The organism is Streptomyces sp. NPDC094448, from assembly GCF_044763775.1.
In the GTDB taxonomy this organism is placed as follows: Bacteria; Actinomycetota; Actinomycetes; order Streptomycetales; family Streptomycetaceae; genus Streptomyces.
Genome location: NZ_JBIWGU010000003.1, coordinates 145,834 through 171,572 on the forward strand (window position 1 = coordinate 145,834; position 25,739 = coordinate 171,572).

The 25,739-nt window shown below is 71.8% G+C and carries 21 protein-coding genes; 11 read left to right on the forward strand and 10 right to left on the reverse strand.

The window, feature by feature from the left end; translation table 11 throughout:
* The first annotated feature begins 87 nt into the window (after positions 1-87).
* The 3 genes from ACIQ9E_RS07080 to ACIQ9E_RS07090 all read left to right on the forward strand — a co-directional run bounded on the left by ACIQ9E_RS07080 (position 88) and on the right by ACIQ9E_RS07090 (position 2,579).
* The gene (locus tag ACIQ9E_RS07080) at positions 88-213 is read left to right on the forward strand and encodes a hypothetical protein (RefSeq protein WP_403703199.1); all 126 of its coding nucleotides are present in this window, start codon (positions 88-90) and stop codon (positions 211-213) included.
* Positions 214-304: 91 nt separating this feature from the next.
* On the forward strand, positions 305-1,570 hold the full coding sequence (locus ACIQ9E_RS07085; protein ID WP_403703202.1) for a YcaO-like family protein: 1,266 nt from the start codon (positions 305-307) through the stop codon (positions 1,568-1,570).
* On the forward strand, positions 1,563-2,579 hold the full coding sequence (locus ACIQ9E_RS07090; RefSeq protein WP_403703205.1) for a hypothetical protein: 1,017 nt from the start codon (positions 1,563-1,565) through the stop codon (positions 2,577-2,579). Before ACIQ9E_RS07085 ends, ACIQ9E_RS07090 begins: the two co-directional genes overlap by 8 nt.
* A gap of 98 nt (positions 2,580-2,677) precedes the next feature.
* On the opposite strand, the gene ACIQ9E_RS07095 is transcribed toward ACIQ9E_RS07090, so the two are convergent.
* Positions 2,678-3,316, reverse strand: coding sequence for an HD domain-containing protein (locus ACIQ9E_RS07095; protein ID WP_403703208.1), 639 nt, complete (start codon positions 3,314-3,316; stop codon positions 2,678-2,680).
* Between the two features lie 173 nt (positions 3,317-3,489).
* Between ACIQ9E_RS07095 and ACIQ9E_RS07100 the strand changes: the two genes are divergently transcribed.
* Together ACIQ9E_RS07100 and ACIQ9E_RS07105 are read left to right on the forward strand one after the other, a co-directional pair.
* The gene (locus ACIQ9E_RS07100) at positions 3,490-4,497 is read left to right on the forward strand and encodes a GlxA family transcriptional regulator (RefSeq protein WP_403703211.1); all 1,008 of its coding nucleotides are present in this window, start codon (positions 3,490-3,492) and stop codon (positions 4,495-4,497) included.
* A gap of 164 nt (positions 4,498-4,661) precedes the next feature.
* Positions 4,662-5,243, forward strand: coding sequence for a snapalysin family zinc-dependent metalloprotease (locus tag ACIQ9E_RS07105; protein WP_403703214.1), 582 nt, complete (start codon positions 4,662-4,664; stop codon positions 5,241-5,243).
* A 76-nt stretch (positions 5,244-5,319) separates the two neighbouring features.
* Here ACIQ9E_RS07105 and rutA read toward each other — a convergent pair whose 3' ends face one another.
* Positions 5,320-6,402 carry a pyrimidine utilization protein A gene (rutA, locus tag ACIQ9E_RS07110; protein WP_403703217.1) on the reverse strand — a complete coding sequence of 361 codons (1,083 nt, stop codon included), beginning with the start codon at positions 6,400-6,402 and terminating at the stop codon, positions 5,320-5,322.
* 458 nt (positions 6,403-6,860) lie between these two features.
* Between rutA and ACIQ9E_RS07115 the strand changes: the two genes are divergently transcribed.
* Positions 6,861-8,279, forward strand: a complete 1,419-nt coding sequence (locus tag ACIQ9E_RS07115; protein ID WP_403703220.1) for a beta-propeller fold lactonase family protein — start codon at positions 6,861-6,863, stop codon at positions 8,277-8,279.
* A gap of 403 nt (positions 8,280-8,682) precedes the next feature.
* On the opposite strand, the gene ACIQ9E_RS07120 is transcribed toward ACIQ9E_RS07115, so the two are convergent.
* On the reverse strand, positions 8,683-10,575 hold the full coding sequence (locus ACIQ9E_RS07120; protein WP_403703223.1) for an alkyl/aryl-sulfatase: 1,893 nt from the start codon (positions 10,573-10,575) through the stop codon (positions 8,683-8,685).
* Between the two features lie 544 nt (positions 10,576-11,119).
* On the opposite strand from ACIQ9E_RS07120, the gene ACIQ9E_RS07125 reads away from it, so the two are divergent.
* Positions 11,120-11,590: a thioredoxin family protein gene (locus ACIQ9E_RS07125; RefSeq protein ID WP_403703226.1), complete on the forward strand. Its 471-nt coding sequence runs from the start codon at positions 11,120-11,122 to the stop codon at positions 11,588-11,590.
* Positions 11,591-12,316: 726 nt separating this feature from the next.
* Positions 12,317-14,251 carry an alkyl/aryl-sulfatase gene (locus ACIQ9E_RS07130; protein WP_403703229.1) on the forward strand — a complete coding sequence of 645 codons (1,935 nt, stop codon included), beginning with the start codon at positions 12,317-12,319 and terminating at the stop codon, positions 14,249-14,251.
* Positions 14,252-14,303: 52 nt separating this feature from the next.
* Here the strand turns inward: ACIQ9E_RS07130 and ACIQ9E_RS07135 are convergent, their stop codons facing one another.
* Complete coding sequence (locus tag ACIQ9E_RS07135) at positions 14,304-15,743, reverse strand: beta-propeller fold lactonase family protein (protein ID WP_403703232.1); 1,440 nt, start codon at positions 15,741-15,743, stop codon at positions 14,304-14,306.
* Between the two features lie 410 nt (positions 15,744-16,153).
* Between ACIQ9E_RS07135 and ACIQ9E_RS07140 the strand changes: the two genes are divergently transcribed.
* Complete coding sequence (locus ACIQ9E_RS07140; RefSeq protein WP_403703235.1) at positions 16,154-16,927, forward strand: class I SAM-dependent methyltransferase; 774 nt, start codon at positions 16,154-16,156, stop codon at positions 16,925-16,927.
* A 24-nt stretch (positions 16,928-16,951) separates the two neighbouring features.
* Here the strand turns inward: ACIQ9E_RS07140 and ACIQ9E_RS07145 are convergent, their stop codons facing one another.
* The 4 genes from ACIQ9E_RS07145 to ACIQ9E_RS07160 form a co-directional block, all read right to left on the reverse strand.
* A complete protein-coding gene (locus ACIQ9E_RS07145; protein ID WP_403703237.1) occupies positions 16,952-17,680 on the reverse strand; it encodes an LOG family protein in 729 nt (242 codons plus the stop codon).
* 19 nt (positions 17,681-17,699) lie between these two features.
* Positions 17,700-18,869, reverse strand: coding sequence for a hypothetical protein (locus ACIQ9E_RS07150; RefSeq protein ID WP_403703240.1), 1,170 nt, complete (start codon positions 18,867-18,869; stop codon positions 17,700-17,702).
* Positions 18,866-20,029 (reverse strand): DegT/DnrJ/EryC1/StrS family aminotransferase, encoded by a 1,164-nt coding sequence (locus ACIQ9E_RS07155; RefSeq protein WP_403703243.1) that lies wholly within the window; start codon positions 20,027-20,029, stop codon positions 18,866-18,868. The genes ACIQ9E_RS07150 and ACIQ9E_RS07155 overlap by 4 nt, the downstream gene beginning before the upstream one ends.
* A gap of 192 nt (positions 20,030-20,221) precedes the next feature.
* The gene (locus tag ACIQ9E_RS07160) at positions 20,222-21,031 is read right to left on the reverse strand and encodes an NAD(P)-dependent oxidoreductase (protein WP_403703246.1); all 810 of its coding nucleotides are present in this window, start codon (positions 21,029-21,031) and stop codon (positions 20,222-20,224) included.
* A gap of 1,141 nt (positions 21,032-22,172) precedes the next feature.
* On the opposite strand from ACIQ9E_RS07160, the gene ACIQ9E_RS07165 reads away from it, so the two are divergent.
* On the forward strand, positions 22,173-22,613 hold the full coding sequence (locus ACIQ9E_RS07165) for a hypothetical protein (RefSeq protein ID WP_403703249.1): 441 nt from the start codon (positions 22,173-22,175) through the stop codon (positions 22,611-22,613).
* A gap of 233 nt (positions 22,614-22,846) precedes the next feature.
* On the forward strand, positions 22,847-23,221 hold the full coding sequence (locus tag ACIQ9E_RS07170; protein WP_403703252.1) for a peptidase inhibitor family I36 protein: 375 nt from the start codon (positions 22,847-22,849) through the stop codon (positions 23,219-23,221).
* Between the two features lie 79 nt (positions 23,222-23,300).
* Here ACIQ9E_RS07170 and ACIQ9E_RS07175 read toward each other — a convergent pair whose 3' ends face one another.
* Positions 23,301-23,687 (reverse strand): peptidase inhibitor family I36 protein, encoded by a 387-nt coding sequence (locus tag ACIQ9E_RS07175; protein WP_403703255.1) that lies wholly within the window; start codon positions 23,685-23,687, stop codon positions 23,301-23,303.
* Positions 23,688-23,797: 110 nt separating this feature from the next.
* A complete protein-coding gene (locus ACIQ9E_RS07180; RefSeq protein WP_403703258.1) occupies positions 23,798-25,405 on the reverse strand; it encodes a peptidoglycan-binding protein in 1,608 nt (535 codons plus the stop codon).
* Positions 25,406-25,739: the final 334 nt, after the last annotated feature.

A 25,739-nucleotide genomic window follows, 5' to 3' on the forward strand; every position in this document is an offset into this window, starting at 1 on the left:
TCAGGGCACCTTCCCGGACCGGGACCGTGTCCCGGATCGCGGCCGCTGGCCATGCGGCCGGTTCCTCACCCTCAGGAGGTTGTACCGATGGGCGGATTCCAGGATCGCGACAAGTTCCACCCGGACGAGGTAGTGCTGACCCCGACCGAGCAGCAGGCCCTCGCCGAACTCACCGACCAGGACGGCGCGAACGAGTCGGCCGACGAGAGCTGACACGTCCCGCAGCCAGTGGATCCGCGGACCGCGGACCGCGGCGGGCAGCCGTCCGCCGCGGCCCGCGGCCGCCCAGCAGACGGGACCGGCCGTGACCACCCCTGTGCACACCGCAGCCCCCCGGTCGGGAGAGCGCAGCCTCTCCCTCGCCGACGCCTTCGACCGCGCGTGCTCCGCTGCCGCCGCCCTGTCGGTGGACGTGGATCTGGAGCCCGTCCTCGACGGCAGCCCCGGTACCTGGCGGTGCATTCTGCGCCGCGGCGGCGAGGATCTCCGTACCGGCCTCGGCCTGGGCAAGGGCAGCCGGGACGAAGCCCGCACGGGGGCCCTGTTCGAGTCGCTGGAACACTATCTCTGCGGCGTGGAGGGGTTGGATCCGGCGGAGATCCGGCCGGTACGCGCCCATGGGCTGGCCGAGGGTCCGACGGCCCGTGATATCGCGGTACGGCTCCTGGGCCAGGGCCCCGACCAGCCGCTGGGGTGCCTGCCGTACCGGTCGCTCACCGGCGGCCCCGACGTGTACGTCCCCCTGTTCCTGTCCATGCCCGAGTATCTGCGGGCGGCCGGAGCGCGGGCGCGCCGGGAAGCCGGTGACACCTACGACTACGGCGCGGTCGGCCGCTACTCGGCGAACAACGGCTGGGCGGCCGGTGCGGACTCGGTGGAAGCCGCCGTGCACGCGATCAACGAGCTGATCGAACGGGACGCGCTCTCCCTGCTGCTGATCCGCCGGTTCCTCCGCGACCGGCCCGGCCGGCTGACCGTCGTGGACCCGGGGACGCTACCGGACGACGTGGCCGGACTCGTCGCCTTCGCGGAGGCGCGCACGGGCCGGCGGGTCCATCTGATCGACATGACCAGCGACCTCGGCGTCCCCGCGTACACGGCCTATGTGCCCGCTCCCCCGGGGCAGCCCGCCCGGGTCTGCGGCTGGGGGGCCTCGCTGTCCCGCCGGTACGCCGTCACCCGCGCCGTCACCGAACTCGTACAGCTCCACAGCACGATGGACCTGCGCGGGCAGTACCGGCATCTGCTGCCCGAGCAGCGCGACGACACCGGCCCGTACCCCCGGCTGCACGCCTGCTATCTGTCGGACTTCGGTACGGCCCTGGCCTCGGCCGAGGTCAGGGCCTACCAGGACACGGCGGCTCCGGACACGCCCCGGGGGCATCTGGACCGGCTCCTGGCCGTTCTGCGCGGCCACGGTCTGGACGTCTACCAGCGCGACCACTACGTCACCGCCGACCTCGCCGTCGTCAATGTGTTCGTGCCGGGGCTGGAGCGGTTCATGCTCGTCACCGACGGGCAGGTCGTCGTACCCGGCGAACGCGGGACGGCGGTCCTCCGCCGTGACTGAACCGCCCACCGCGGCCGGACCGCTGTGGCGTCCGCTCGCCCTCGCCGACGCGCCCCGGCTGGCGGCGCTCCTCGCCGTCTGCGAAGCCGCCGACGGCGGGGTCGGGGCGGTCCGGGACGCGGCCGGCGTCCAGGAGGACCTGAGCGCCCCGGGTATCGACCTCGACGGCGGCACCACATCCGTCTGGTGCGGTGACGAGCCGACCGCCTACGCGACCACCCGGGTACGGGAACGCACCGGCTCCGTGCACCAGTTGGCCCTCGACCTCGCGGTGCACCCCGCGCACCGCACCGGGCCGGTGATCCGGCGGCTCCTCGACTGGTGCCGGAGCACCGGCGCCCGACGCCACCACGAGCGGTACGGCGGCGTCCCGTTGGAGCTGCACATCCGCACCCACCACGGCCGCGGCTGGCTGGCCGGGGCGCTGGACGGCGCGGGGTACCGGCGCGAACGCAGCTACCAGGGGCTCCGCGTGGACCTCTGCCGGGAGAACCAGCGGCTCGCCGATGCGCCGGCGGTACCGGCCGGAACCGCGATCGTGCCGTACGACGACGCACTCGACGGAAAGCTGCTGGCCGCCCGAAACGCGATCTTCGCCGACAACTGGGGCAGCGCCCCGATGACGGCGCGGACCTGGCGCCACACGATCACCGCGGACCCCTGCTTCCGGCCCGGGACCTCGTTCCTCCTGCTCTCCCTGCGTCATCGGGACATCCTCTGCTATCTGCTGAGCACCGAGCCGGGGGGCGTGTCCGCGGACCGCGAGCTGTACCTGGCCAACGCCGGGACACAACCCGCCCTGCACGGCCGGGGCCTGTACCGCGCCGTCTTCACCCACACCCTGATCCGGGCGAAGGAGCAGGGCTACCGGTGGGCCGTCGCGGACGTCGACACCACGAACCCGATGGCGTCCGGGGGCTTCTACGAGCGCATGGGGCTACAGCCGTTCCGGAGCTGGACCACCCACGTACTGCCGTTCACTCCGCAACCGCGCCGGGCGACACCGTAAACGTCCCGGGAGTGCGTGCCCCGGACCGGGACGGCGGTATGGGGGCATCCGCGGGCGCGCCCTGACGGGGCCCGGCCGCGGATGCCCTCGGCACCGCCTCATTCGGGCCAGTCGGAGCGCTGGATGATCTCCACGAAGTCGCCGCGCCGGAAGCCCGGGACGAAGTGCGCGAGGACGTCCGCCTTCACATTGCCGAAGGCGGTCTCCGGACGGTCCTTGATGCCGTCGGTGAACGCGGCGAGGATCCCGTCCTTGAAGTCCGGGCGGGGATGGGCCGCGACGACGGCCGCGCGCTGCTCGTCGGAGACCGCGTGATAGCCGATGCCCAGGACGTCCAGCTCCACCCCGCGGGTGACGAGGGCGACCTCGGGCGCCATGTGCAGGGGGATTTCGGGGGTGGTGTGCAGGGCGATCGCCGTCCAGACGCGCTCGGCCCCGTCACCCGTGATGCCGTGCCGGCCGAGGAAGCGGCGGGCCTCGTCGGCGCCGTCGATCTCGAACCGCTGGTCGGTACGGCGGAAACGCTCGGTCAGCCCCAGATCGTGGAACATCGCCCCCACGTACAACAGTTCGGGGTCGAACTCCAGCCCCTGCTCCCGGCCGCGCAACGCCCCGAAGAGGAACACGCGCCGGGAGTGGTCGAACAGCAGGGGCGGAGCGGCGTCCCGCACCAGCTCGGTCGCCTCCCGTGCCAGCGCGCTGTCCGGGATCCGTACCCCCGCGATGGTCTCCGTCATGATGTGTGCGCCTTTCCGTGCTGTCGGTGGTCCGGGCCCTGTCCGGCTGCCCCGCGTCCGCTGCGTCATCCGCCCGCTCCGCGTGGCCGCCGCTGCTCTCCACCTTCGGGCCTGCCCTAATCTGCTGCCATGTCTATGAGGCCAGGGAAACCACGGATTCGGACAGGACCGGTATGAGCGGGCGGGTAACCGTTCTGGTGTTCGACGGGGTGACCATGCTCGATGTCACCGGCCCCGGGGAGGTTCTCCACCAGGCGGGCCGGCTCGGGGCTCCGTACGCGTACGACGTGGCCCTCGTGTCGCCGCGCGGCGGCGAGGTGACGACCTCCTCGGGGCTCACCCTGACGGGGGCGGTGGCCGCGCCCGGGGCCGGCCCGGTCGGCACGCTCGTCGTCGCCGGCGGCGACCGGCTCGCCGAGCGGCCCGTCGAGGACGAGCTGCTGTCCGCGGCCGGAGCACTCGCGGAACGGGCCACCCGGGTCGCCTCGGTCTGCACCGGCGCCTTCGTCCTCGCCGCCCTCGGCCTGCTGGACGGGCGCCGTGCGACCACCCACTGGCGGCATGTGCGGACCCTCGCCCGGCTCCACCCCCGGGTCCGGGTGGAGCCGGACGCCCTCCATATCCGCGACGGGCGGTATCTGACCTCGGCCGGGATCAGCGCGGGCATCGACCTGACCCTGGCGCTGGTGGAGGAGGACCACGGGCCGGACATCGCCCGTGAGATCGCCCGTGAGCTGGTCGTCTTCATGCAGCGCCCCGGCGGGCAGTCCCAGTTCTCCACGGCCGTCACGACCCCGCCGCCGCGCAGCGCGGTACTCCGCCCGCTGATCGCCGCCGTCCTCGCCGACCCGGCGGGCGAACACACCCTGCCCACCCTGGCGCGGGCAGCGGCCGTCAGCCCCCGGCATCTGACCCGCCTGTTCCGGAACGAACTGGACACCACCCCCGCCCGATGGGTCGAAAGCGCCCGTCTCGACCATGCCCGGCAGCTCATCCTGGACGGCCACAGCGTCACATCGGCGGCCCTGCACAGCGGCCTGGGCAGCGACGAGACCCTCCGGCGTGTCTTCGCCCGCCACCTGGGCATCACCCCCAGCGAGTACCGCAGGCGCTTCGCCACCACACGGGCGCAGGGAGTCGGGGGCCGCGGCGGGGAAGGGCCGGATCACCGGCCGAATTGACGGGGGCATGGCAAGTACGGGCCGGCGGGCCTATATTCGGATGCGCCGAGGACGCGACAACCGGCTTGCTGTACGGGGCAGTTGGCAGCGGGTCGCTCCTCTCCGTGCTCGTGCTCGTGCTCGTGCTTCCGAGTGGACCGGGTCTCCTCTGTGAAGGGACGGCAATGCCGTACTCCATATGGCTCAAGGCAGTCAGCATCGCCGCGGCGGCCACCCTCGCCGCAGCGCCGGCGGCGAACGCCGCGTCCGAACCGGAGCAGGCCGCGGGGGCGACCGCGGCGGCACCGGTGACGCTCTACTACGACGACAGCAGAGCCGGCGGATGGGAGGCGGCGATCGCGGCGGGAGTCGCCGTATGGAACGCGAACGTCGACAACGTCAGACTGGTCGAGGCCGCGCCCGGCGCCCCGGCCGAGATCCAGATCGTCGCCACCGCCGGCTGGCCCCAGGCCACCCTGGGCCCGGTCCGCCCGGGCGGCAGGAGCCGGGTCGAACTCGGCAGCCAGGCGGTCGCCCAGGGCTATGACAAGATCCGCATCGCCGCTCACGAGATCGGCCACAATCTGGGCCTGCCGGACACCAAGCCGGGCCCGTGCTCCCAGTTGATGTCGGGTTCGAGTCCTGGCACCGCCTGCCGGAACGCGATCCCGAACGCCACCGAACAGGCTCGCGTCGAATCCGCCTACACCCCCCGCGCCGGCTCGGCCGCCCCGGCCGACGGGCGTCTCGTGGTCGACGCGCCTTGACCCGTACGGGAAGCGGCGGGCCCGGCGGTCAGCGGATCGCCGGGCCCGCCGCACCCGCGCGGCACGGGCCCGCCCGTCACGATCCCCCCTGGACGGAGGCCCGGGACTTCATCAGCGGCTGGATGCGGGTCCCGAAGTCCTCCACCCCTTCGAGGAATTCGTCGAAGACCAGAATCACCCCTTGGACACCGTCGATATCGCTGATCGAATCGAGCATGCGCGCGATGTTCTCGTAGGACCCGACGAGCGTCCCCATATTGAGGTTCACGGCGCCCTCGGGGAGCGCAACGGTTTTCGCGGTCGAGGAAGCGTCGGCGTCCTTGTCCTGGGCCGTCTGCCCCGCCACATAACCGAGCGCCGCGAGATCGGCGTTGTCGTGGTAGTCCTTCCACTTCGCCTGCGCGGCTTCGTCGCTCTCAGCCGCGATGATCATAAAGAGGGCGAGTGTTCCGACGCTCCGGCCGACTCTGCGGGCCTCGCCCACCAGGGCCGCGGCGGCCTCGGAGAGCGCGAGCGGAGTGTTGACGCCGCTGCCCAGAATGAAGTGCCCGTCGGCGTGTTCGGCCGCGAACCTCATCCCCGTACCGCTCTGCCCGGCGGCGAGGACGTCGATGCGCCCGCCCGCCGGGCGCGGCGACAGGACGCAACCGTCCATCCGGTAGAACTCGCCCTGGAAGTCGCTGACTCCCTCGTCCCACAACTGCTGCATCACGGTGACGTACTCGGCTGCCCGCTGGTAGCGGTTGGCGAAGTGTTCGTCTCCGGGCCAGAGGCCCATCTGCGCGTATTCGGCGGGCGCCCAGCCGGTGACGATATTGACCCCGGCCCGGCCGGGGGCGATGGCGTCGATGGTCACGGCCATCCGGGCGGCGATCGCCGGCTCCAGGGCGAGTACGGGTGCGGAGGCGTACAGCTTGATGCGCTCCGTCACGGCGGCCAAGGCCGCGGTCAGCGTGAACGACTCCAGGCAGTGATCCCAGAACTCGGTCTCGCCACCGAACCCCTTGAGCTTGATCATGGATAACGCGAAATCGAATCCGTATGCCTCGGCCCGCTGCACAACGGTCTTGTTCAATTCGAAAGTCGGCATGTACTGCGGAGAGCTTTTCGAGATCAGCCAGCCGTTGTTGCCGATCGGAAGGAATACACCGATGTCCATGCCGCTCCTCTTTCCGGGGGCGGCCGGTCCCACGCTGCTGCCTGCCCGGCCGCCCTCCCTGTGCGGCACATCCTGCCCCCGGCACCCGGTGGTCCACAACGGTGCTCGGTCCGGCCGGGCCGGGGCGGCCGGGGTGTCGTCCGTCGTCGGCGCGCGCCACGGGGCCCGCGGCCGGAATCCGGCTGCTGATGTTGCCGATTCCGCCCCGGCGGGCGGCTCGGCGGTGACATGCTGAACGCGCTGACGCGGGGTCATGTGCCGCGTCGGCTGTCGGGCATGTACAGACCGTTGCGGACCCGTCCCGGGACGCCGACCGGGTCGGGGCCGTACGGCCCGCGTCCTGGTCGTCGGCGCCCGCGGTCCGGTCCGTGGCTGTCGGCCGCCCCGCCACGGTTTCCCGAGGGGCCGGCCGGTCCCCGCCGTCGCGGCGCGGACCAGGAAAGGGGAACACGATCGTCATGTCTTCACGCTCCGCCTTACACCCGGTGCCGCAGGCCGGGTCGCGCCGGCCGTTGACCGCGCTGCTGGCCACGGGTGCGCTGCTCTGCTCGGGGTTCGCCGCGGTGGCCGTTCCGTCCGCGACCGCCGCCCCGGCGGGCGCGGCGGCCCCGGTGGCGTACATCGCCAACAGCGCATCCGACGATGTGTCGGTGGTGGATACGGGCGGCGATACGGTGACCGCGACCGTGCCCGTCGGCGACGGGCCCTCCGGAGTTGCGGTGACCCCCGACGGCGCCAGGGTCTACGTCACCAACCGCGGCTCCGGTTCGGTGTCGGTCATCGACACCGCCACCCGCACCGTCACCGCCACCGTCCCCGTCGGCAGTGGTCCGTTCGGGGTGGCCGTGACCCCCGACGGCGGCAGGGTCTACGTCACCAACGTCCTGTCCGACTCGGTTTCCGTGATCGACACCGGGACGAACACCGTAACGGCCACCGTCCCGGTCGCCGCGCTGCCGAACAGCGCCACGGCCGCCCCGGCCGGGAACCGTGTCTACATCAGCAGCGGCGCCGCGGTCTCGGTGATCGACACCACCACGGACACCGTCACCGCCACGGTCCCCGTCGCCAGACCCAACGGCCTCGCCGTGACCCCCGACGGCACCCGGCTCTACGTCAGTTCGCAGAGCGCGGGCGCGGCAACCGTGATCGACACCGCGACGAACGCGGTCACCGCGACCGTCCCGGTCGGAAACACGCCCTTCGGTGCCGCGATATCCCCTGACGGATCCCGCGTCTACGTGACCAACATCGGCGGCCACAGCACCTCCGTGATCGACACCGCCACCGACACGGTCGTGGCCACCGTCGGCGTCGGCGCCACCCCGATCGGCGCCGCGGTGACCCCCGACGGCAGCGAGGTCTACGTCACCAACAGCCAGAGCGGCACCGCATCGGTAATCTCCACCGCGACCGGCACGGTCACCGCTACCGTCCCCGTCGGCAGCGGACCGTACGCGGTCGCGTTCGCCCCGGCCGCCGCGGCCACCGCGGACATCGACGTCGATATCGCCGCGCGGCCGAGCCTGGGCCTCCTGGTCCCGTACCTCACCTACACCGTCACCGCCCGCGGCCTGGGGCCGGACGCGGTCACCTCGGCCACCGTCACGGCAACCCTGCCGCCCGGCACCACCGCCACCGGCCTGTCGCCCGGATGCACCACCACGCCCGGAAAGGTCACCTGTGTCTACGGCACGATCGCGGCCGGGTCCGGTGTGAGCAAGACGTTCCGGGTACCTCTGCATCTGCTGTCTCTCGGCGCCGTGAAGGTCACGGGCACCCGTACCGCCTCCTCACCCGCCGACCCCGACCCGGCCAACGACAGCGCGTCCGCGACCTGCACGGTCGTCTCCATCCTGCTGGCCACCTGCGCCTGACCACCCCGCCCCGGCGGGCGGCCGAACCCGCCGGGGCGCCACCAGCCGCATGCCTCGGCGGCGTGTCCGTGGCGGATGGCTGGATGCGGGCATGTCCGACGGTCCGGGTACCGGCGAGGCCGGGGCCGAGTCCATCGGAGCGGATGCCAGGCTGACGGATCCGGGATTCCTGGTCCAGGCCGGCCCCGCCGAGGTGCTGGGGCTTGCGGATGCGGCTTCGGGGCCTGCGGGCCGATGGGCGGCCGCGGTGTACCGGCCTCGGCCCCCGGCGAGGCGGAGGCCGGGGCCGGGGCGGATTCCGGCTGCCCGGCGAACGCGCCGTCCTGGACGGGCAGCCGTGGTCCGGCCGTGCTGTCGCCCCCCGGCCGGTCGCGTGCCCGCGATCCGCGCGGCGGGCCGGCCCTCAGGGGGTGACGATGGCGAAGTCCGGGTCGCCGGGGTCCAGTACCGCGACGAGTCGGTCGAGGACGGAGGTGTCGCCTTCGAGGACGATTCCCGCGGCCTGGAGTTCCGACGCGGTGAGCGCGCCCCCCGCCAGGACCGGCAGGGCCGCCCGTACGGTGGTGATCGTCACGTCGGCGGTCCCGGGCCGGGCGGCGGAGGTGTGGGTGAGGACGCCGTTGGCCAGGGTGAGCCGGTGGCGTTCGCCGGTATCGGTGAGCGCGACGTCGACGGTGAGGTGTTCGTCCCAGGCCCGGGGCCCGTCCACCTGGATGGCGAGGGCGTCGAACAGCATCTCCGCGGAGAGGTGGGCGATGACGTCCGGGGCGTTGGTACGGGTGGGGGTGCCGAAGGGGCCGTGGCGCAGTTCGGTGGCTCCGGAGAGGTAGACATTGCGCCAGGTGCCGTTCTCGGCGCCGTAGCCGAGCTGTTCGAAGGTGTCCGCCTGGAGTTCGCGTGCGCCCTGGTGGGCGGGGTCGGTGAACAGGGCGTGGTTGAGGAGTTCGGCGGCCCAGCGGAAGTCTCCGGCGTCGAAGGCGCGGCGGGCCGCTTCGACGAGGGGGCCGATGCCTCCGGCCAGCTCCGTGTACCGGTGGGCCCTCCCGGTGGGTGTGTGCTGCCAGAGGTTCGCGGGGTTGCCGTCGAACCAGCCGAGGTAGCGCTGGTAGACCGCCTTCACGTTGTGGCTGACGGATCCGTAGTAGCCGCGGGCGTGCCAGGCGCGGTCGAGGGCCGGAGGGAGGACGAGTTCCTCGGCGATCTCGGGGCCGGTGAGGCCCTTGTTCATCAGGCGCAGGGTCTGGTCGTGGACGTAGGCGTACAGGTCGCGCTGGGCGGTGAGGAAGCCGGTGACGCGGTCGGCACCCCAGACGGGCCAGTGGTGCGAGGCGAAGACGACTTCGGTGTTCCCGCCGAACAGGTCGAGGGTCTGGTTGAGGTACTTCGCCCAGGCGTGGGGGTCGCGGACGACCGCGCCGCGCAGGGTCAGCAGATTGTGGAAGGTGTGGGTGGCGTCCTCGGCCGCGCACAGCGCGTGGAAGTCCGGCAGGTGGATCAGCATCTCCGCCGGCGCCTCGGTCCCGGGGGCCATCTGGAAGACCATCCGTACCCCGTCCACGGTCTCCTGGTGTCCGGTGGTGGTGACGAGGTGGGTCGGCGGGACGAAGGTGACCTCGCCGGTGGCGAGCGTCTGGCCCAGACCGGCCCCCACCTGGCCCCGGACCCCCCGGTCGAGGGCCGCGCCGTACATATAGCCGGCCCGGCGGTTCATCGCGGTTCCCGCGTACACGTTCTCCGCGACGGCGTGCTCCACGAACCCTTCGGGAGCGAAGATCGCGACCGCCCCGGAGTCGGCCTGCTCCTGAGTGACGAACCCCTTCGCCCCGCCGTAGTGGTCGGCGTGCGAGTGGGTGTACACGATGGCTTTGACCGGCCGGTCACCTCGGTGCTCGCGGTACAGGGCGAGGGCGGCGGCACCGGTCTCCTTCGACAGGAGCGTGTCGATCACGACGACGCCCTCGTCCCCCTCGACGAAGGTGGTGTTGGACAGGTCCATGCCCCGTACCTGGTAGATCCCGGGCACGACCTCGAAGAGCCCCGCCGTCGCCACGAGCTGCGACTGCCGCCACAGGCTGGGGTTGACGGTGTCGGGCGCGTCGCCGTGCAGGAATCCGTAGGTGTCGTTGTCCCAGACCACCCGGCCGTCCGCGTCGGTCACCGCGTTCGGCTCGCGGCGTGCGATCAGCCCGCGGGAGGCGTCGTCGAAGTCCTGTGTGTCCGAGAAGGGAAGCTGCCGCAGCAGCTCCCGGTGCCGGTGCGCAATCGCGGGAGAGGCGGGCTCGGGCGTCGTTGCCATGGGCCCAGGCTCGCACCGGACCGCGGCGGGTGCGCGGCGAGCCGGACAGTGACTCCTGTACGACGTGTGACGATTCCAGACCGGCGAGGGCCGCGTGGGCCACGGTCGGCGGTCCGGGCCTGAGGTACGGCGGGCGCATGGCCCCAGCGCGATGGAGGCTTTCCCGAAGCAACCCGACATTCACCCTTTCGTGTGAACTGCCAGGGGCTCGCTCCTCGCTGCCTCCGTCCGGGACCGGCAGGACTGGTCCCGCGGGCCGGCCGGGCGGAACCGGAGGGCGCCACCACCTGGACCGGCCGGGGTGAACAGCTGGCCGACCGATACTGCTTTCGCATGATTCCGGCGCTGATCCCGTCCCGTCCGAGCTGCCCTGCCTCCAGACTCTCCACGCGTTGCGCCTTCCTGCTCCCCTGACGCCTTCGGCATCGAGAAAGTCATGGGTCCGGCGGGGCGCACACACCTTGTCCGTGTTCGCACCATCCGCCACCGGGCGCAGGTCCGGACGGGCGGGAGAGAGCTGAGGTTCACTGTGCGTGGAGAGAACATGAGGAAGCCGGGCCCGGCGCGGAGGAGTGCCGTGCTGGCGGGCGCGCTGATGCTGGCGTTTTCCGGGCTGCTGGCGCCGGCGGCCTCGGCCGCCGCCACCGCCCCGGCGAGCGCGCCCCCGGCACCGTCCCGGGCCGCGCTGGCCGGCACGGTCGTCACCGTCACCGACGCCACCTTCGACCGGGACGTGGTGCGTTCCAGGGTCCCGGTCCTGGTCAGGTTCTGCGCCGAGTGGTCCGGCCCGTGCCGGCAGGCGGACTCCACCCTCACGGAGCTGGCCCGGGACTACGGCACCCGCCTGACGGTGGCCAAGGTCGACATCGACCAGAACCCCGAGTCGACCAGGAAGTACAACGTCACCGCGATCCCGACGTACCACCTGTTCAAGGGCGGAGTGGTGGTCGGCACCAAGGTCGGTCCCTGGAGCAAGCAGGGGCTGGTCGATTTCCTGGCCGAGCACGGCGTCTGACCCCGCCCCCTCCGGTCACCGCGCCCACGAGGCTACAGCGGCCGGAGGGAGGTTCGTCCTTCCTTGCGGGATGTGCGGCTGCTCCAGGCCCGCGCCCCTGCACCCCGCCCGCACACATCCATTTCCCCCCGGCCCACGGGAACGAGCCATCAGCCCATGGTGTGACGGAATGAGGAATGGCCTCACAAGAGAGGCTGCGGGGCCCGCCGGGGAGGAAGAGGCGCACGAGACCTCACCGACCGCCCCGGCGTTCCGAGGTAAGTGACTCGTGAACACCGCATCACCCATGACGGCGCGGAAGCCTCCCGAAGGACCGTCGAGCCGATGCGGGCGGCGCCGGGAAGAGGTCGCACACCCTGGGACATGTCGTCCCTGCCGCAGCCGTCGGCACGCGGCATCCCCGTCCCCGCATGCCGCCGCCCCGAGGCCCCGGCCACGATGGCGACGACGGTCCGTACCCTGGAAACGGGGGTCAACTATCGTACTTTTGTACGGTTTAAAGTCGGGTGAACGGGCTGTCCGGTTCACCATCTAGTGACGCCTGTCACAGCCTGGCATGGTCGTTGTCGTTCGGCCGCGAGTCAGGGAAGCGACCCCCGCCGGGTTGCCCTCGTGGCCGGGGAGCGCCGGGCACGGCCCGGCCGAAGGGAGTGCGTGGTGTCCGGTTCCGTGCGGAACGACCCCCAGCCCGCGACTTCGTTAACCACTGCGTTGAACGCGGCGGTCGTGGTCCCCCCGCCCGATCAGGACCCCGAGGGCGCCTTCGCCGCCAAGGGACTGATCGAGGCGCTGCCCGCGGACTTCACCGTCTACCGGAAGGACGGCAAGCTCCCCGCGTGGGAGCTCGGCCCGTACGCGTTCCTGACCGGTGACGCGCCGGACACCGTCAATCCGAGTCTGTGGCGCAACGCGCTGCTGAACATGAACACCGGCCTGTTCGAGGTCGTGGAGAACGCCGTCTACCAGGTCCGGGGCATGGACCTGTCCAACATCAGCTTCCTGGAGGACCCCAACCAGGAGTCCTCGGAGATCGTGGTGGTCGACCCCCTCGTCAGCGAGGAGTGCGCGACAGAGGCGCTGAAGCTCTACCGGGACCACCGGGGCGCGGACCGCACGATCCGCGCGGTGATCTTCACCCACTCCCATATCGACCATTACGGCGGTGTTCTCGGGCTCTTCGACGGCGGTGTGGTGCCCGAGGGCGTCGACATCATCGCTCCGGACGGGTTCCTGGAGCACTCGGTCAGCGAGAACGTCTACGCCGGGAACGCCATGCAGCGCCGCGCGCTGTTCATGTACGGCTCACTGCTCGACCGTTCGCCGCAGGGCCAGGTGGACGCCGGACTCGGCAAGACCAACTCCAACGGTCTGTCGGGCGTGCTGGCCCCGACCTTCAACGTGACCTCCGAGGTCGCCGTCCGGGAGAACGTGGTCGCCTTCGGCCCGGTCAATATCGAGTTCCAGCTCACCCCGGGCACCGAGGCCCCGGCCGAGCTGAACTTCTACCTCCCCGACATCCGCGCCGTGTGCATGGCGGAGAACGCCACCCCCACCCTGCACAACCTCTACAGTCTGCGCGGCGCCCAGGTCCGGGATGCCAAGGCGTGGTCGGAGTACCTCAACCAGTCGATCGACTGGTACGGCGACCGCTCCGACACCCTGTTCGCCAGCCACTTCTGGCCCCGCTGGAACACCGACGACGCCCCCGACGCGATCGTCTCCTTCCTGACCAGCCAGTCCGACCTCTACCGCTACCTGCACGACCAGGCGCTGCGGCTGGCCAACCACGGCCGCACCATCACCGAGATCGCCGAGGACCTCGACACCAACGTCCCCGAGAGCCTCGCCGGGCAGTGGTTCAACCGCGGCTACTACGGCACCGTCAACCACGACCTGAAAGCCGTCTACCAGCGCTACCTCGGCTGGTACGACGGCAACGCCGCCCATCTGCACACCCTGCCCCCCGAGAAGGCCGGCCCCCGCTACGTGGAGGCCCTCGGCGGCGCCGCCAAGGTCGTCGAACTGGCCCAGGCGGCGTACGACAACGCCACCACCGCCGAGGACTACCGGTGGGCCGCCGAACTCCTCTCCCACGCCGTCTTCGCCGACCCCACCGACACCGGCGCACGCCAACTGGAGGCCGACGTCCTCGAACAACTCGGCTACCAGGCCGAAAGCGGCCCCTGGCGCAACTTCTACCTCGCCGCCGCCCATGAACTGCGCACCCGGCCCCCCGGCGGCACTCCGCCCGGAACCCCCTCACCGCAGATCATCACCCAGCCCGTCCTGGCCGCCATGAGCCTGGACATGCTCATCGACTACCTCGGCATCCGGCTCAACGGCCCCGAGGCGGCCGACCACCCCCTGACCCTCGGCCTGACCGTCACCGGCGGACTCGCCGACGACCCCGCCGAGGTCACCCTCCGCGTCCGCAACGGCGTCCTCGTCTACATCCCCTCCCCCGCCGACGCGGACACGGCGGACGCCACCTACACCATCACCCGCGACGGCCTGAACAACCTCGCCATCAGCGCCACCACCCCCGACCAGCTCCAGACCGACGGCGAACTCACCGTCGACACCGGCACCATCGACCCCCTCAACACCCTCAACCGCCTCCTCGACACCTTCCAGTACTGGTTCGGCCTCACCACACCCTGATCCCGAAACACCCGGGGGCCGCCGCCGGCGCGACGGCCCCCGGGCGCTGTTCTCAGTCGCAGCTGATGAGGAGCGCGGTGGCGGTGCAGGTGCGGACGGCGGTGTCGTTGGCGGGATCGGGATCGGCGGGCGTACTGGTGGTACGCATGGCGGTGGCCCGGTAGGAGGTGCCCGGGGAGAGCAGCCCGACCGGCAGGGAGAACGTCCTGGTGACGCCGGCTCCGGCGGCAAGACCGGTGATCGTGCAGGTGGCCGTGCCCGTGGCCGTGGCGCAGTCGGCGGATCGGGGCGTGATGCCACCGGGGGTGAAGGTGGTCGTCACCGTCGCGGTGGCGGCCTTCGGGCCGTGGTTGGAGACGGTGAGCGTGTAGTCGATACGTCCGGCGGTACCGGTCGCGGCGGTGGCGGCCAGCTGGACCTGGAGATCGGCCCGGTCGGGAACGGGCGGCGCGGACGGCATGGCGATGCTCATCGCCCCGTCGCCGACGCGGATGGTACCGGTGACGGTGTTGGCGGCGGTGTCGATCACCGAGAGTGTGCCGCCGCGGTTGGCGACGTACAGCGAACGCCCGTCGGGGGTGACGGCCAGATCCCGGGGCACCGAACCCACCGGTACGGTGGCCGTGACCCTGTTCGTGGCGGCGTCGACGACGGAGACCGTGTTGTTTCCGGAGTTGGCCACATACACCCGGCTGCTGTCCGCGGAGACGGCCACGCCCTCGGGCGCAGCGCCGTCCGCGGCGGGGATGGCGGCGGTCCGGCTGTGGGTGGCGGTGTCGATCACCAGGGTCGAGTTCGAGACGGGATCGGCGGCGTAGACGTGCTTGCCGTCCGGGGAGACGGCGACCGCCCGGGGGGACTCCGCGTTCACGGCGGCCGTGACGGTGTTCGTGGCGGTGTCGATCGCGCGGACCCGGCCCTGACCGGTGGCGCTGCTGGCGGCGTACACCTCGGCGCCGTCCGGGGTCACGGCCACGGCCAGCGGATTCCCGCCGGCGGGTACGGACGCACTCTGGGCATGGGTGGCCAGGTCGAGGACTTTGACCGACTGACCGCTGTTGTCGGCGATATAGGCGTGGGCGCCATCGGGGGCGATGGCGATGTCGTAGGGGAACCTGCCGAACGGGAAGACCGCGGAGACGGTGTTCGTGGCGGTGTCGATCACCGAGATCTTCCGGGCGTCGCCGTGGGTGGCGTAGACGCGGGAACCGTCGGGGGTGAGGGCCACGCTCGTGGTGCTCTCTCCGACCGGCACGGTCGCCACGACCTCACCGGTGACGGTGTCGACGGCCGACACACTCCGCCCGTAGTAGTTCGCCACATAGGCGGTGGGATGCGCGGGCGCCGCCGCGGCCGGCGTGGGAGCGGCCGCCCCGGGGACGGCCGCGGCGATCGAGGCGATCGCGGCGGCGGCGAGTACGCCGGCCGGGACCGCCCTGCCGCAGACGGCCCGGCGGGCCACCCGGCGGGCGGCGGACACAGTAATGAACACGCTGAACCTCGAATCGGGTACGGGGGCAGAACGCATCCACGGGAGGCAGTCGGGCATCGGACCATCTCGTTCCTGCCCGATGTGATGCCCAGCGCCGCGAGGAGCAGCTCCCCCGGATCGTGTGGATACGCGATCAACGGCCACGGGCCGTCCAGGGACACGGGGTGCACGGCACCGCTCGCCCCATCGGCCGGGCACATCACTCCGGCCGGCATCGCGGCGCCGATCGGGATCACGCCGGAACCTCTTGGGCCTGCTGTATCCGCCCGGTGAGCCAGGTGCCCGCGACGTTTACCGCGGGCTCGATCCGGGCCACCGGGAGCAGGCCCGGTCCACGTTCGATGGACTGGATCCGGTCACTCCGTCAGCCGTGCCCCGCGATCCCCGGCGGCTGGCTAACGTTGTCTGTCATGACGACTCGGGACACCGCCGACTGGCGTACGGCCAACCGTTCCAACTGGGATGAGCGCGTACCGATCCACCTGGCCAGTTCCTACTACGACCTGCCGGCCTTCGTGGCGGGCCAGGAGAGTCTCCGGGACTTCGAACCGGCCGAGGTCGGCGATGTCACGGGCAGGACGCTGCTTCACCTCCAGTGCCATCTGGGGCTGGATACGCTGTCCTGGTCGCGGCGCGGGGCCGTCGTCACCGGCCTCGACTTCTCCGCGCCCGCCGTGGCGGCGGCCAGGGATCTCGCCGCCCGGGTCGGTGCCGACGAGGCTCGTTTCGTCACGGCTGACGTGTACGAAGCGGTCGACGCTCTCGGCGGGGAGACCTTCGACATCGTCTACACCGGCTTCGGGGCGCTGTGCTGGCTTCCGGACGTGGCCAGGTGGGCGCGGACCGTTGCGGAACTCGTGGCACCGGGAGGCTTCCTCTACCTGGCGGAGTTCCACCCCTTCGCCGACATCCTGTCGGAGGACGGCAGCACGGTGGAACACGACTACTTCCGGCGCGACCCCATCCTCCTGGACGCGCTCGGCACCTACGCCGACCCCGGTGCGCCGGGCATCGAGACGCCGACCGTCGAATGGCAGCACGGCATCGGCGAAGTCGTCAGCGCCCTGACCGCCGCCGGTCTGCGTCCGGAGTTCCTCCACGAGCACGACCACGGCCACTTCCGGCTGCCTGCGCGACTGGGTGTCCCGCAGGTCTACTCGCTGCGGGCGGCGAAGGCGGAGTAGCCCCGGGGGTACGGGCCCGGGTGGTCATCCGGTGTGCTGATCCGGGCCCCGTCCCGTGGGCAGGTCCGCCACCGGCGCACGCGGTGGCGGCGGTGCGGCAGCGGACACGGCCGCCAGTGCCGCATCCACCGACTCGGCGACGACGAGTTCCTTGACCACGGTGGGACTGACGAGCCCGGCGTCCACCAGGTGCTGCTGGAGGAATTGTACGAACGCCTGCCACAGGCGGGTGCCTTCGGGCTGGACGAGCACCACGGGGTACCGGTCGAGCCGGGCCGTGTCGTGGTGGACCAGAACCTCGAAGAGTTCGTCGAAGGTGCCCACCCCGCCGGGGAAGACGAACAGCGCGTCGATGTCGTGGGTGAGGAGGAGTTTGCGCAGGGCGAAGGTGCCCACGGTGAGCGAGCGTTGCTCGTCCAGCACGGTGTCGGGTACTTCGCCGGGGATGTCGATGCGCACCGCGCGGGACAGTTCGGGGCCGCTGCCGTCCCGGACGGCCTGCATGATCCCGGGGCCGCCGCCGGTCAGGGTCGTCCACCGGCAGTCGGCGAGCGCCGCGCCCAGCTCCCGGGCCATCTCGTAGGCCGGCTCACCCCGTACGGCGCGGGCCGAGCCGAACACGGTGGCGACCCGGGCGGGGGCCAGGGCGCGGGAGATCCGGCTCCAGGTCCGTGCGGCGTCGGCTTCGCGGCTGACCGAGTGCAGGACGGGCAGGACCGCGGGCGGGGTGGATGGTGTGGTCGGTTCGGTCATGGTGCTGTTGCCTCCGTGGTCAGTGCGCCGACTCGTCCGCGCCGCGGCGGGTGGCCAGGTCCGCGGCCACCACCGCGGCCACTTCACGCGCTCCCTCGAACGGGGCGCCCACATCCGGTGTCCGGGGGTTCGCCATGGCGTGCCGGGCCAGTCGCGCGTAGCGCGTCAGATATCCGTCGTCGCGGCCGAGCTGCCGGTTGATCTCGCTGACGGCCATGGCCTTCTCCGCCTCGGGCGCCTGTTCGGCGATGCGGTCGTAGGGGCTCATGAGGAACGGCCACAGGCCGGGGGGTCCCGGGCGGGCCGCCAGTCGGCGGGAGATGAGGACCTGGCTCCAGTTCTGCGGGGGCAGCGGTACGTAGGGGCGGCGGGCCTGCGAGACCTCGACGAGGGTGGTCAGCCCGGGAGAGCTGAGCACCGTGTCGCAACCGGCCAGCGCATGGTGGAAGCCGGCGGCGGACAACTGGCGCACCGGCAGCCCGGCTCCGAGGGTGAAGGCGCCGTTCGCCTGGTTCATGGCCACGCTCATCCCGTCCGGATGGTCCCTTCGCAGAGCGGTGAGCAGGCGTTCCACCAACGTCAGATAGACCTGTCCCGAGGTGTGCCCGGCCGGATTTCCCAGGCCGCCGAGGTGGACCAGGACCGGGATGCGCTCCGCCTTCCGGACCGCGGCGCCTTCGGGCGGGACGGCGGGCGAGGGGAGTGCCGGGGGCGGGGCGACGATGCCCGAGACGGGGATCACGGCGCGCAGCCCGAGCCGGGCGAGGTGGGCCGCGCTGTCGAAGATGTCCTGGGCGAGATAGGCGCGGACCTGATGGAGCGGGCTGTCGGGTGGCAGGTCCGCCGCTCCCCACATAAAGCCGAGACTGTCCACGTAGTAGGTACGGGCGGCGAGTGCGGCCGTGGTGACGAGTTCCGGGGCGAGCACATTGACCACGGCGTCGGCGGCGGCCAGGGCTGGGGGGTCCTGTCCCGGTCGAGAGGAGCCCAACGGCTCCGTGCGGATTCCGGGTTGGGCGGTGAGGAAGTCGAGGGCCGAGCCGGTGCCGTAGTACGTCACGTCCAGGGCGTGGTGGCGGGCCAGCACCTGGCCGATGCTGTACGCCTTCGAGGCCGGGCCGAAGCCGAAGGGGGTGGCCACCACCGCCACCCGGGCCCGCCCGGTGGCCGGGGGCAGGGGAAGGATCATGCCTCCTCCTCCACCAGGTGGCGGCGGAACGCGACCACGGCCTCGGCCACCCGGGAGACGGCCATGTCCGTCAGGTACTTCGAGGTGGGAACACTGAGAATCCTGGGCGCCAAGGCTTCCGCCTTCCTGGGCCGCGGGTGCGGGGCACTCGGCAACAGGCGCCGGAACACCCCGTACTCCGGGTAGGTCTTCTTCCAGACCACCCGGGCGAGTACGCCCCGGGCCGCGAGCCCGGCGCAGAACTCCGCTGCGTCGTCCGCGCCGCGGGCCAGGAAGAGGGTGTGGGACGCCGCGTCCCCGTCCGGGTGGGTGCTGTCCAGAACCGGGACGTCCGGACCGAGTTCTTCCCGCAGCCGGGCGCGCCGGTCGCGCTGCCGGGCCAGCGTCCGGTCCAGGACGAGCGCCTGATCCAGCACCAGGGACGCCTGGAGTTCGGTCATCCGCAGGTTCTCACCGACGAGGGCCCGCTCGTCGTCCCAGTCGGGCAGTCCGCCTTCACGGCGTACGGCGCCCAGGTCCGCCATCCGGTAGACGTGTTCGACGAGTGCGGCGGGCCCGGCGACCAGCCCGCCCTCGCCGCAGGAGATCTGCTTGGACTGCTGGAAGCTGGTGACGGCCAGATCGGCGAGCGCACCGGCCCGGCCGTCCGCCGACGCGGCGCCGAAACCCTGGCAGACGTCCTCGACCAGCGGCACGCCCAGCCGGTCGCACAGCTCGCGCAGCCGTCCCACGGGTACCGCGTGCCCCTGCACATGGACGATCAGCACCGCGGCGACGGGCTCCTCGGGCGATTCCAGCGCCGTGGTGTCGGGGGTGAGTGCGCTGTCCAGGTCCAGGGGGACGGGCACGGCTCCCACCGCGCACACCGCCATCGCACAGGCGATGAAGGAGTAGGCGCTGACCAGGACACGGTCACCGGGGCCGACGCCCAGGGCGCGCAGAGCCAGGCGCAGTCCGACCGTGCCGTTGGCCACGGCGGCGGCGGCCTCCTTGCCGAAGTACCCGGCGCAGTGGCGCTCGACGAGCGTGCCGGCGGACTCCCGGTCCCCCTCGACGTAGCGGAAGAGCTGGCCGTCGGCGACGGTGGCCCGGAAGTGGGTGAGGGACTGCGGGTCCTCCTGCGACAGATCGAAGAACTGGTGCGGATTGATCACCGTCATGGGCAGCGTCCAATCGTGACGAGGAGGGGCGGAGTTCCGGGGAACGGGCCCGCGGGCGCGGCGCCCCAGGGGCGGGATGCCGCGACGACACAGGCGGAGCCGCCCGGCGGCGGATCCCGGCCCGGGGCTCCGCACAGCGGCCCCCTTCCCGGACGGGTGGGGCGGGCCGGCTGCGGGGCGGCGGCAGAGGGCTCACATCACGTCGAGCAGTCCGAAGGTCTCCAGGAGACTGCTGGGCACCTCGCCGCCGACGGCTGTCATGTCCCGGGCCATCCGCAGTTCGGATGCGGTGCGGTCGCGTACGACGGCCGGTGCGCCGTGCCCGGTGACGATGGCCTCGTCGAGGTCCGAGTAGTGGGTGAGGGCCCAGCTGGAGCCGGTCGAAACGGCGAGCGCGGCACGCAGGATCTCGGGGTCCACTCCGAGGGCCCTTCCGGTGCCGAGCGCCTGGAGCGCTGCATGGCGGTTGCTGTAGAGGAGCCAGTTGTTGCAGAGCTTCACGGTCATCCCGGCGCCGGCCGGCCCGGCGTGGACCACATTGTCGGCGTAGCGTTCCAGGACCGGGCGCACCGCGGTGACGTCCTCCGCCGTTCCGCCGACGAACAGGGAGAGCGAACCCTCGCGGACCAGCCCGTTCCGGCGGCTGAGGGCCGCGTCCAGCAGGGTGTGCCCCCGCCGGCACAGCTCATCGGCCAGTTCCCGGACGGTCTGCGGGGTGAGGGTGGTGTGCAGCACCACGCAGGAGCCGGGGGGTGCGGCGGCGCAGATCCCGCCGGGGCCGAACAGCAGGGTGCGCACATCGTCCGGGTGTTTCACGACGACGAGGTGGACGGTGGCGGTTCGGGCAGCCTCCGCGGCCGTACCACAGCGGTGGAAGGTGCCCGCCGTCATCGTCACGTCGGCCACCGGGTCGTACGCTCGCAGTTCGGTCCCACCCGTCACCAGGCAGTACGCGATATCCGCACCCATCTCCCCGAGACCGTACAGGGCAAGGTCGGCCACGTCGTGGTTCCTCTCATGTGTTCCATCGGGTTACCGGCGGCCGGTCCGGCCGACGGGGCCGGAGAAGAAGGAAGGTCCCGGCCCGCCGTGGTATCGGCCGTGAACAGGGCGGTCGGCGACCGACCACCGGGCAAACGGTCCGAGGCGCCACGAGAGGTCCGCGTACCGCGCCGAGGCCGACAGGCACCTGTACCGGGGGGAATGACGACCCGTGCCGTGCCGGGTGCCGGGCTCCGGTACAGCGTTGCCGTGTCACGCCCCCGCCCGGCGTCGGTGCGGGGGCGGGGAGGCGGACGGCTGTCCGGAATCCGCCGCGCATGCCGTCGGCCGACGATGGAACACCGCCCTGGAGCCGGTGGCGGTCGGGCCGGTCGGCGCGGTACTCGCCGGTGCCGGGGGACCCGGGGGTCCGCCGGCCGTTGTGACACCGGCGGAGCCGGGTCCGTCGCTCGAACTCATCTGCACAGCGGACCTCTCCTCTCGCAGACCCGGGGCCGACCCGGCCCCGGGGAGGGGGAGGGACGCCGCCAGGACGAAAGCCGCTGCGCACGCCACCGGCCGTGCGGAGTCGGCCGCACAGCCGAGTGCAGTCGCAGAAAGTATTCCTTCGTACGCGCAAGGCAAAAGGGTGCGCGGAGGAGGCTTCCCGAGCAAGCCGGATTCCAGCCGGAATCGCCTCGGCTTGAGCAGGCGTTTCCCTTTTGAGCCACAGCCCGGAGCGGAGTTCTGCGCCATGAACCGGGTTCCGGACAGCTCGGCGCCGTGGCGGTGCCACCGGCCCCTGCCGCAGCGTCCGTGACGGGCGGGCCGGCCACCCGCACGGGGAACGCCACGGCAGCTCTCCCCGAGCCGGCCGGCTTCGTCCGCCCGGCCCGGCCCGCGCCCAGGGCCGTCATCCCGGCCGGGACGGGGCCGCCGGTCCCGGCGCCCGCGATCCCGGTGGCGAGTATCCGGCCATGCAGCCGGTCCGTTGGGGTGAACCGGCAGCCGGGTCCGTCCGTGCAGATGGGTGTACGTGCGCGCCATGGCATGGGTGCGGCGGCGGTGACCGTGGAAATGCCCCCTCGTGAGGGACCGGTCAGCCGTGTCCCGCGCTTCCCCTCTCCTGTCTGCTGTCCGGTCTTTCCCCCGGAGGTCCGCGATGTCCCAGCGATTCCGAGCCGCGGCACTGGTCGCCGCGGCTACGAGCACGGTGCTCCTCCTCAGCACGACGGGCACGGCGCGGGCCGTCGGTGACGGCCTCCGCAGTTCCCGTGTCGGCAGCGGAAGCCAGCTGCTGGCCATCGGGTACGAACACGTCGGATACGGAGGAGCGGCGCTCCAGTTCTTCGGTGAGACCTGCACGGCGAGTTCGTCTCCGCAGAACTTCAACGAGCTGCCTTCGGGATGGAACGACCAGATCAGCTCGATGCGGATCGGCGGGCTCTGCGGGGTCTACGCCTTCGAGAACGTTCAGCGGAACGGGGCCCGGGTCCTGCTGGACGGCTATGTCCCCTCGATGCCGTCCGGCTGGAACGACCGGGTCAGCTCGCTTCAGATCCGTTATGCCTGGTGGTGGCCCGGAGCCGCGGTCCAGGGGTAAGGGGTGACCGGGGCGGGACTGGGACAGGACGAGTCCGTCCGCCGGGGACGGAGCCGCCCGACCGGCCGGTCCCCGCGGCCGAAGGCCGCTACCCGCCTGACGGCACACGCGGACTCGTGGCCGTTCGCTGCCGGGGGAGCCCGGCATGGAATGGCCGGGACCACCGGCCGATGGCGCACTGTCCGTGGCAGCACGACCGAGGAGTCCCCACCATGAGGAAGAGGAACAGACCCATGCGCTCACGGTTGATGGCCCTGGCTGGTGTGTCCGCGGTGGTTCTCGCCGTCGGAACCGTCCGGGCCCCCGCGGTCTCGGCCAGCCCCGGCGACTGTCGGGGCGGCTGGTTCTGCGTCTGGGAACACTACAACTATGAAGGGTCCTTTGTGACGACGAACCAGAGCCTGTCCTACGTCGGCAACGGATTCAACGACAAGGCCACCTCGTACTGGAACCGCACCTCGTGGTACGTCACCTTGTATCCCGACGCGGGCTATCGCGGAGGCTGCATGATGAACTCCATTCCACCGGGCGGGTCCTCCCCGCTGCTCCCTGCCCACCTGAACGACAAGCTGTCCTCGTACACCATCACACCTCACGCCATCTGCTGATCCCACTCGGCGACAGCACCCGCCCGGTGGCTGCCGCGGCCACCGGGCGGGCCAGGTCATGAGGATCGGAGCACCACCGTCAGCACAGACCGCCGGAGGCGACCCGGAACGAGGACACCCGGTCGTTCGCCCACTCGGGCAGCAGGAAGACGGCCCCGTTCGGCGAGATCGGCTGCATGACGCAGCCGCCGTGGTAGTCGGCGTCCTGGTACAGGCTCACCACCATGCGGGTACGGTTCCAGTACGACGTCGTACGGTCGTTCATGAGAGCACCGATGTACGCGGTGCTCGCGCTGGAACTGTAGAGGCGCCCCGTGTAGTCGGCGTGCTCCCAGACGCAGAAATGAGACGGCGGACAGTCGTTCATGGCGGCACCGGCGGTCGGGGCGCGGACCGTACCCCCGGCGACGACCAGGATGGTGAGGGCGACCAGGCCCCGTGCGCGGGACCGGCTCCGAGGGGCCATGGATTCTCTCCCTGCCTTCCCTGTCGTGCGTACGTGGGTGGCTCACGCGGACAGCGTGAAGGACGTCCGAGCCTCCGGCGCGGAGGTGCGCGGAGCAGCGGCGGACGGCCCTACGACGTACCGGCCCGGCCAGGAGCCACCGGGGCGGGAATGACCGTTCTCCCCCGGTCGACGAGCTGCTGGTCGTACAGACTGCCCGGAACCATCCGGGTGCCGTTCGACACGACCTGGCCGTCACTGCCCGTCAACAGGCTCCCGGTACAGCCGAAGGCCCAGTTGTGCGCGGTGGGCGGCTCCTGGACCTTGTACTCCTGGGTAGTGCAGTTGTAGGCGGTGCTGTTGGCGTCCGACCAACCGTGTCCCGATCCCCGGGTGCCGTTGTTGACCAGCAGCAGTGAGCCGTCGACCCGGACGTTGTCGTACAGGGTGCCGCTGCCCCAGCGCTGATGGCCACCCGCGTCGTAGGTGGTCTGGACGAGCGTGGCGGTGCAGCGGGAGAAGACATTGGGGCCGGACTGCCGGCCGTAGGTGGAGAAGGCGTGGATCTTCGCCGCGGTCACCGCGCAGTCCTGGATCAGATTCTGCTGCCCTTGGAGCAGATACGCCTCCGAACGGGCCGAACTGTCGGTGGTGACCATGTCGAGGGCCTGGGTGCGCAGTACCGAGACGCGGCGGCTCTGCGGACCGAGCGCGGTCTGGCCACTGCCTCCGAAGTGACGCCAGACGACATCGGTGATCCAGGAGTCCTGGACAGCACGGAACTCCCAGGGGGCGGCGTTGTAGAAGTTCGCCGGATAGTCGGCGGCGGAGGTCATGGACTGACCGTCGAGGCTGAGACTCTCCACACCGGTCCTGCTGACACGGGGGAAGGTATAGCGATAGACGGTCGCCTGGGTGTACTGCTTCTCCAGCGCCGTGGTCAGGGGAACATCAAAGGTGATCCTGCTTCCCTGGACCGCGGTGATGCGCCGCTCGGCCCGCAGGCTCCAGTCCGGGGTCCAGATGCCTGTCATGCCGAGAGCGTCGATCCACGCCTGGGTCGTGGGCCGTTCAATGACCACTTCGTCGCCCACGGACAGCCCGGCGGCGCTGTCGAGGGTGAGGGCGGTCGCGCCGACCGGGACATAGGGATCGGCGACCTGATGGACGGTCCCCACGGTGGTATAGCTCGCGTTCGCCCCCACGGTGATCAGGGTGCGTATGGTGGGCCCGTCGGCGGCGACTGTCGTCCCCGACGGTCCGGTGCCCGCGCCCCGAAGCACCACACCCCCGGCGGTGATGCGGAGTTGCCCGGCGATGCGGTAGGTGCCGGGAGCGAGCTGGACCGCCCCCCGTAGACCGGAACTGTCCGGTGCGAGGGCCGATACCTGGTCGATGGCCGCCTGGACGGCCGCGGTCGCATCGCCCGTGCCGGGTGCGGGGACGGTCACTTTGACGGCGGCCCGTGGCAGGGCCGTTCCCCCGCCCCCGTACCCGGCGAAGGAGTAGTCGGGGACCCGGTTGCCCTGAGCGTCCTGCCCGTATGCCAGCCGGCCGTCCGACATGCCGAGCCAGGCTCCGCCGACCGGCCCGGACGGGACCGACGCGGTGGCCGGCCCGCCCGGGTCCGGCCCGTTCGCGGCGCCCGTCGGCGCCGCCGCGGACAACGGCCCGGTCAGCAGGGCGGCGATGACGGCAACGGCCAGGTGCGGCGCCCTGCCCCTCTCGGCCCACGTCATCGGTCTCTCCTTCAGCTCTGGGCGCACCGGCCGGACAGCCCGCGCGGGAAGCGAAGCTCGTCCGATACTGCGGGGGACGAACCTCCGGAACAACAGCGCCCGGGCGGAGTTGCCCAAGGATTGGCCCGGATTTTCCCGGGCACTGAAGCGATATCGCCCTCCGGGGCGGTCGACGGCGGGCCGGGCGGATCACGGCACGGGACCGCTGGGGCGGCCCCGGAGCGGATGCACATCCCCTGACGGGCCCTTCCGCATATCCCCTTCCCCCGGAAGCCGTCGGCGGCGCCCTCCCCGAAAGCCTTCCCCTGCTCCGGCGGGCTCGGGCCGTACCCAT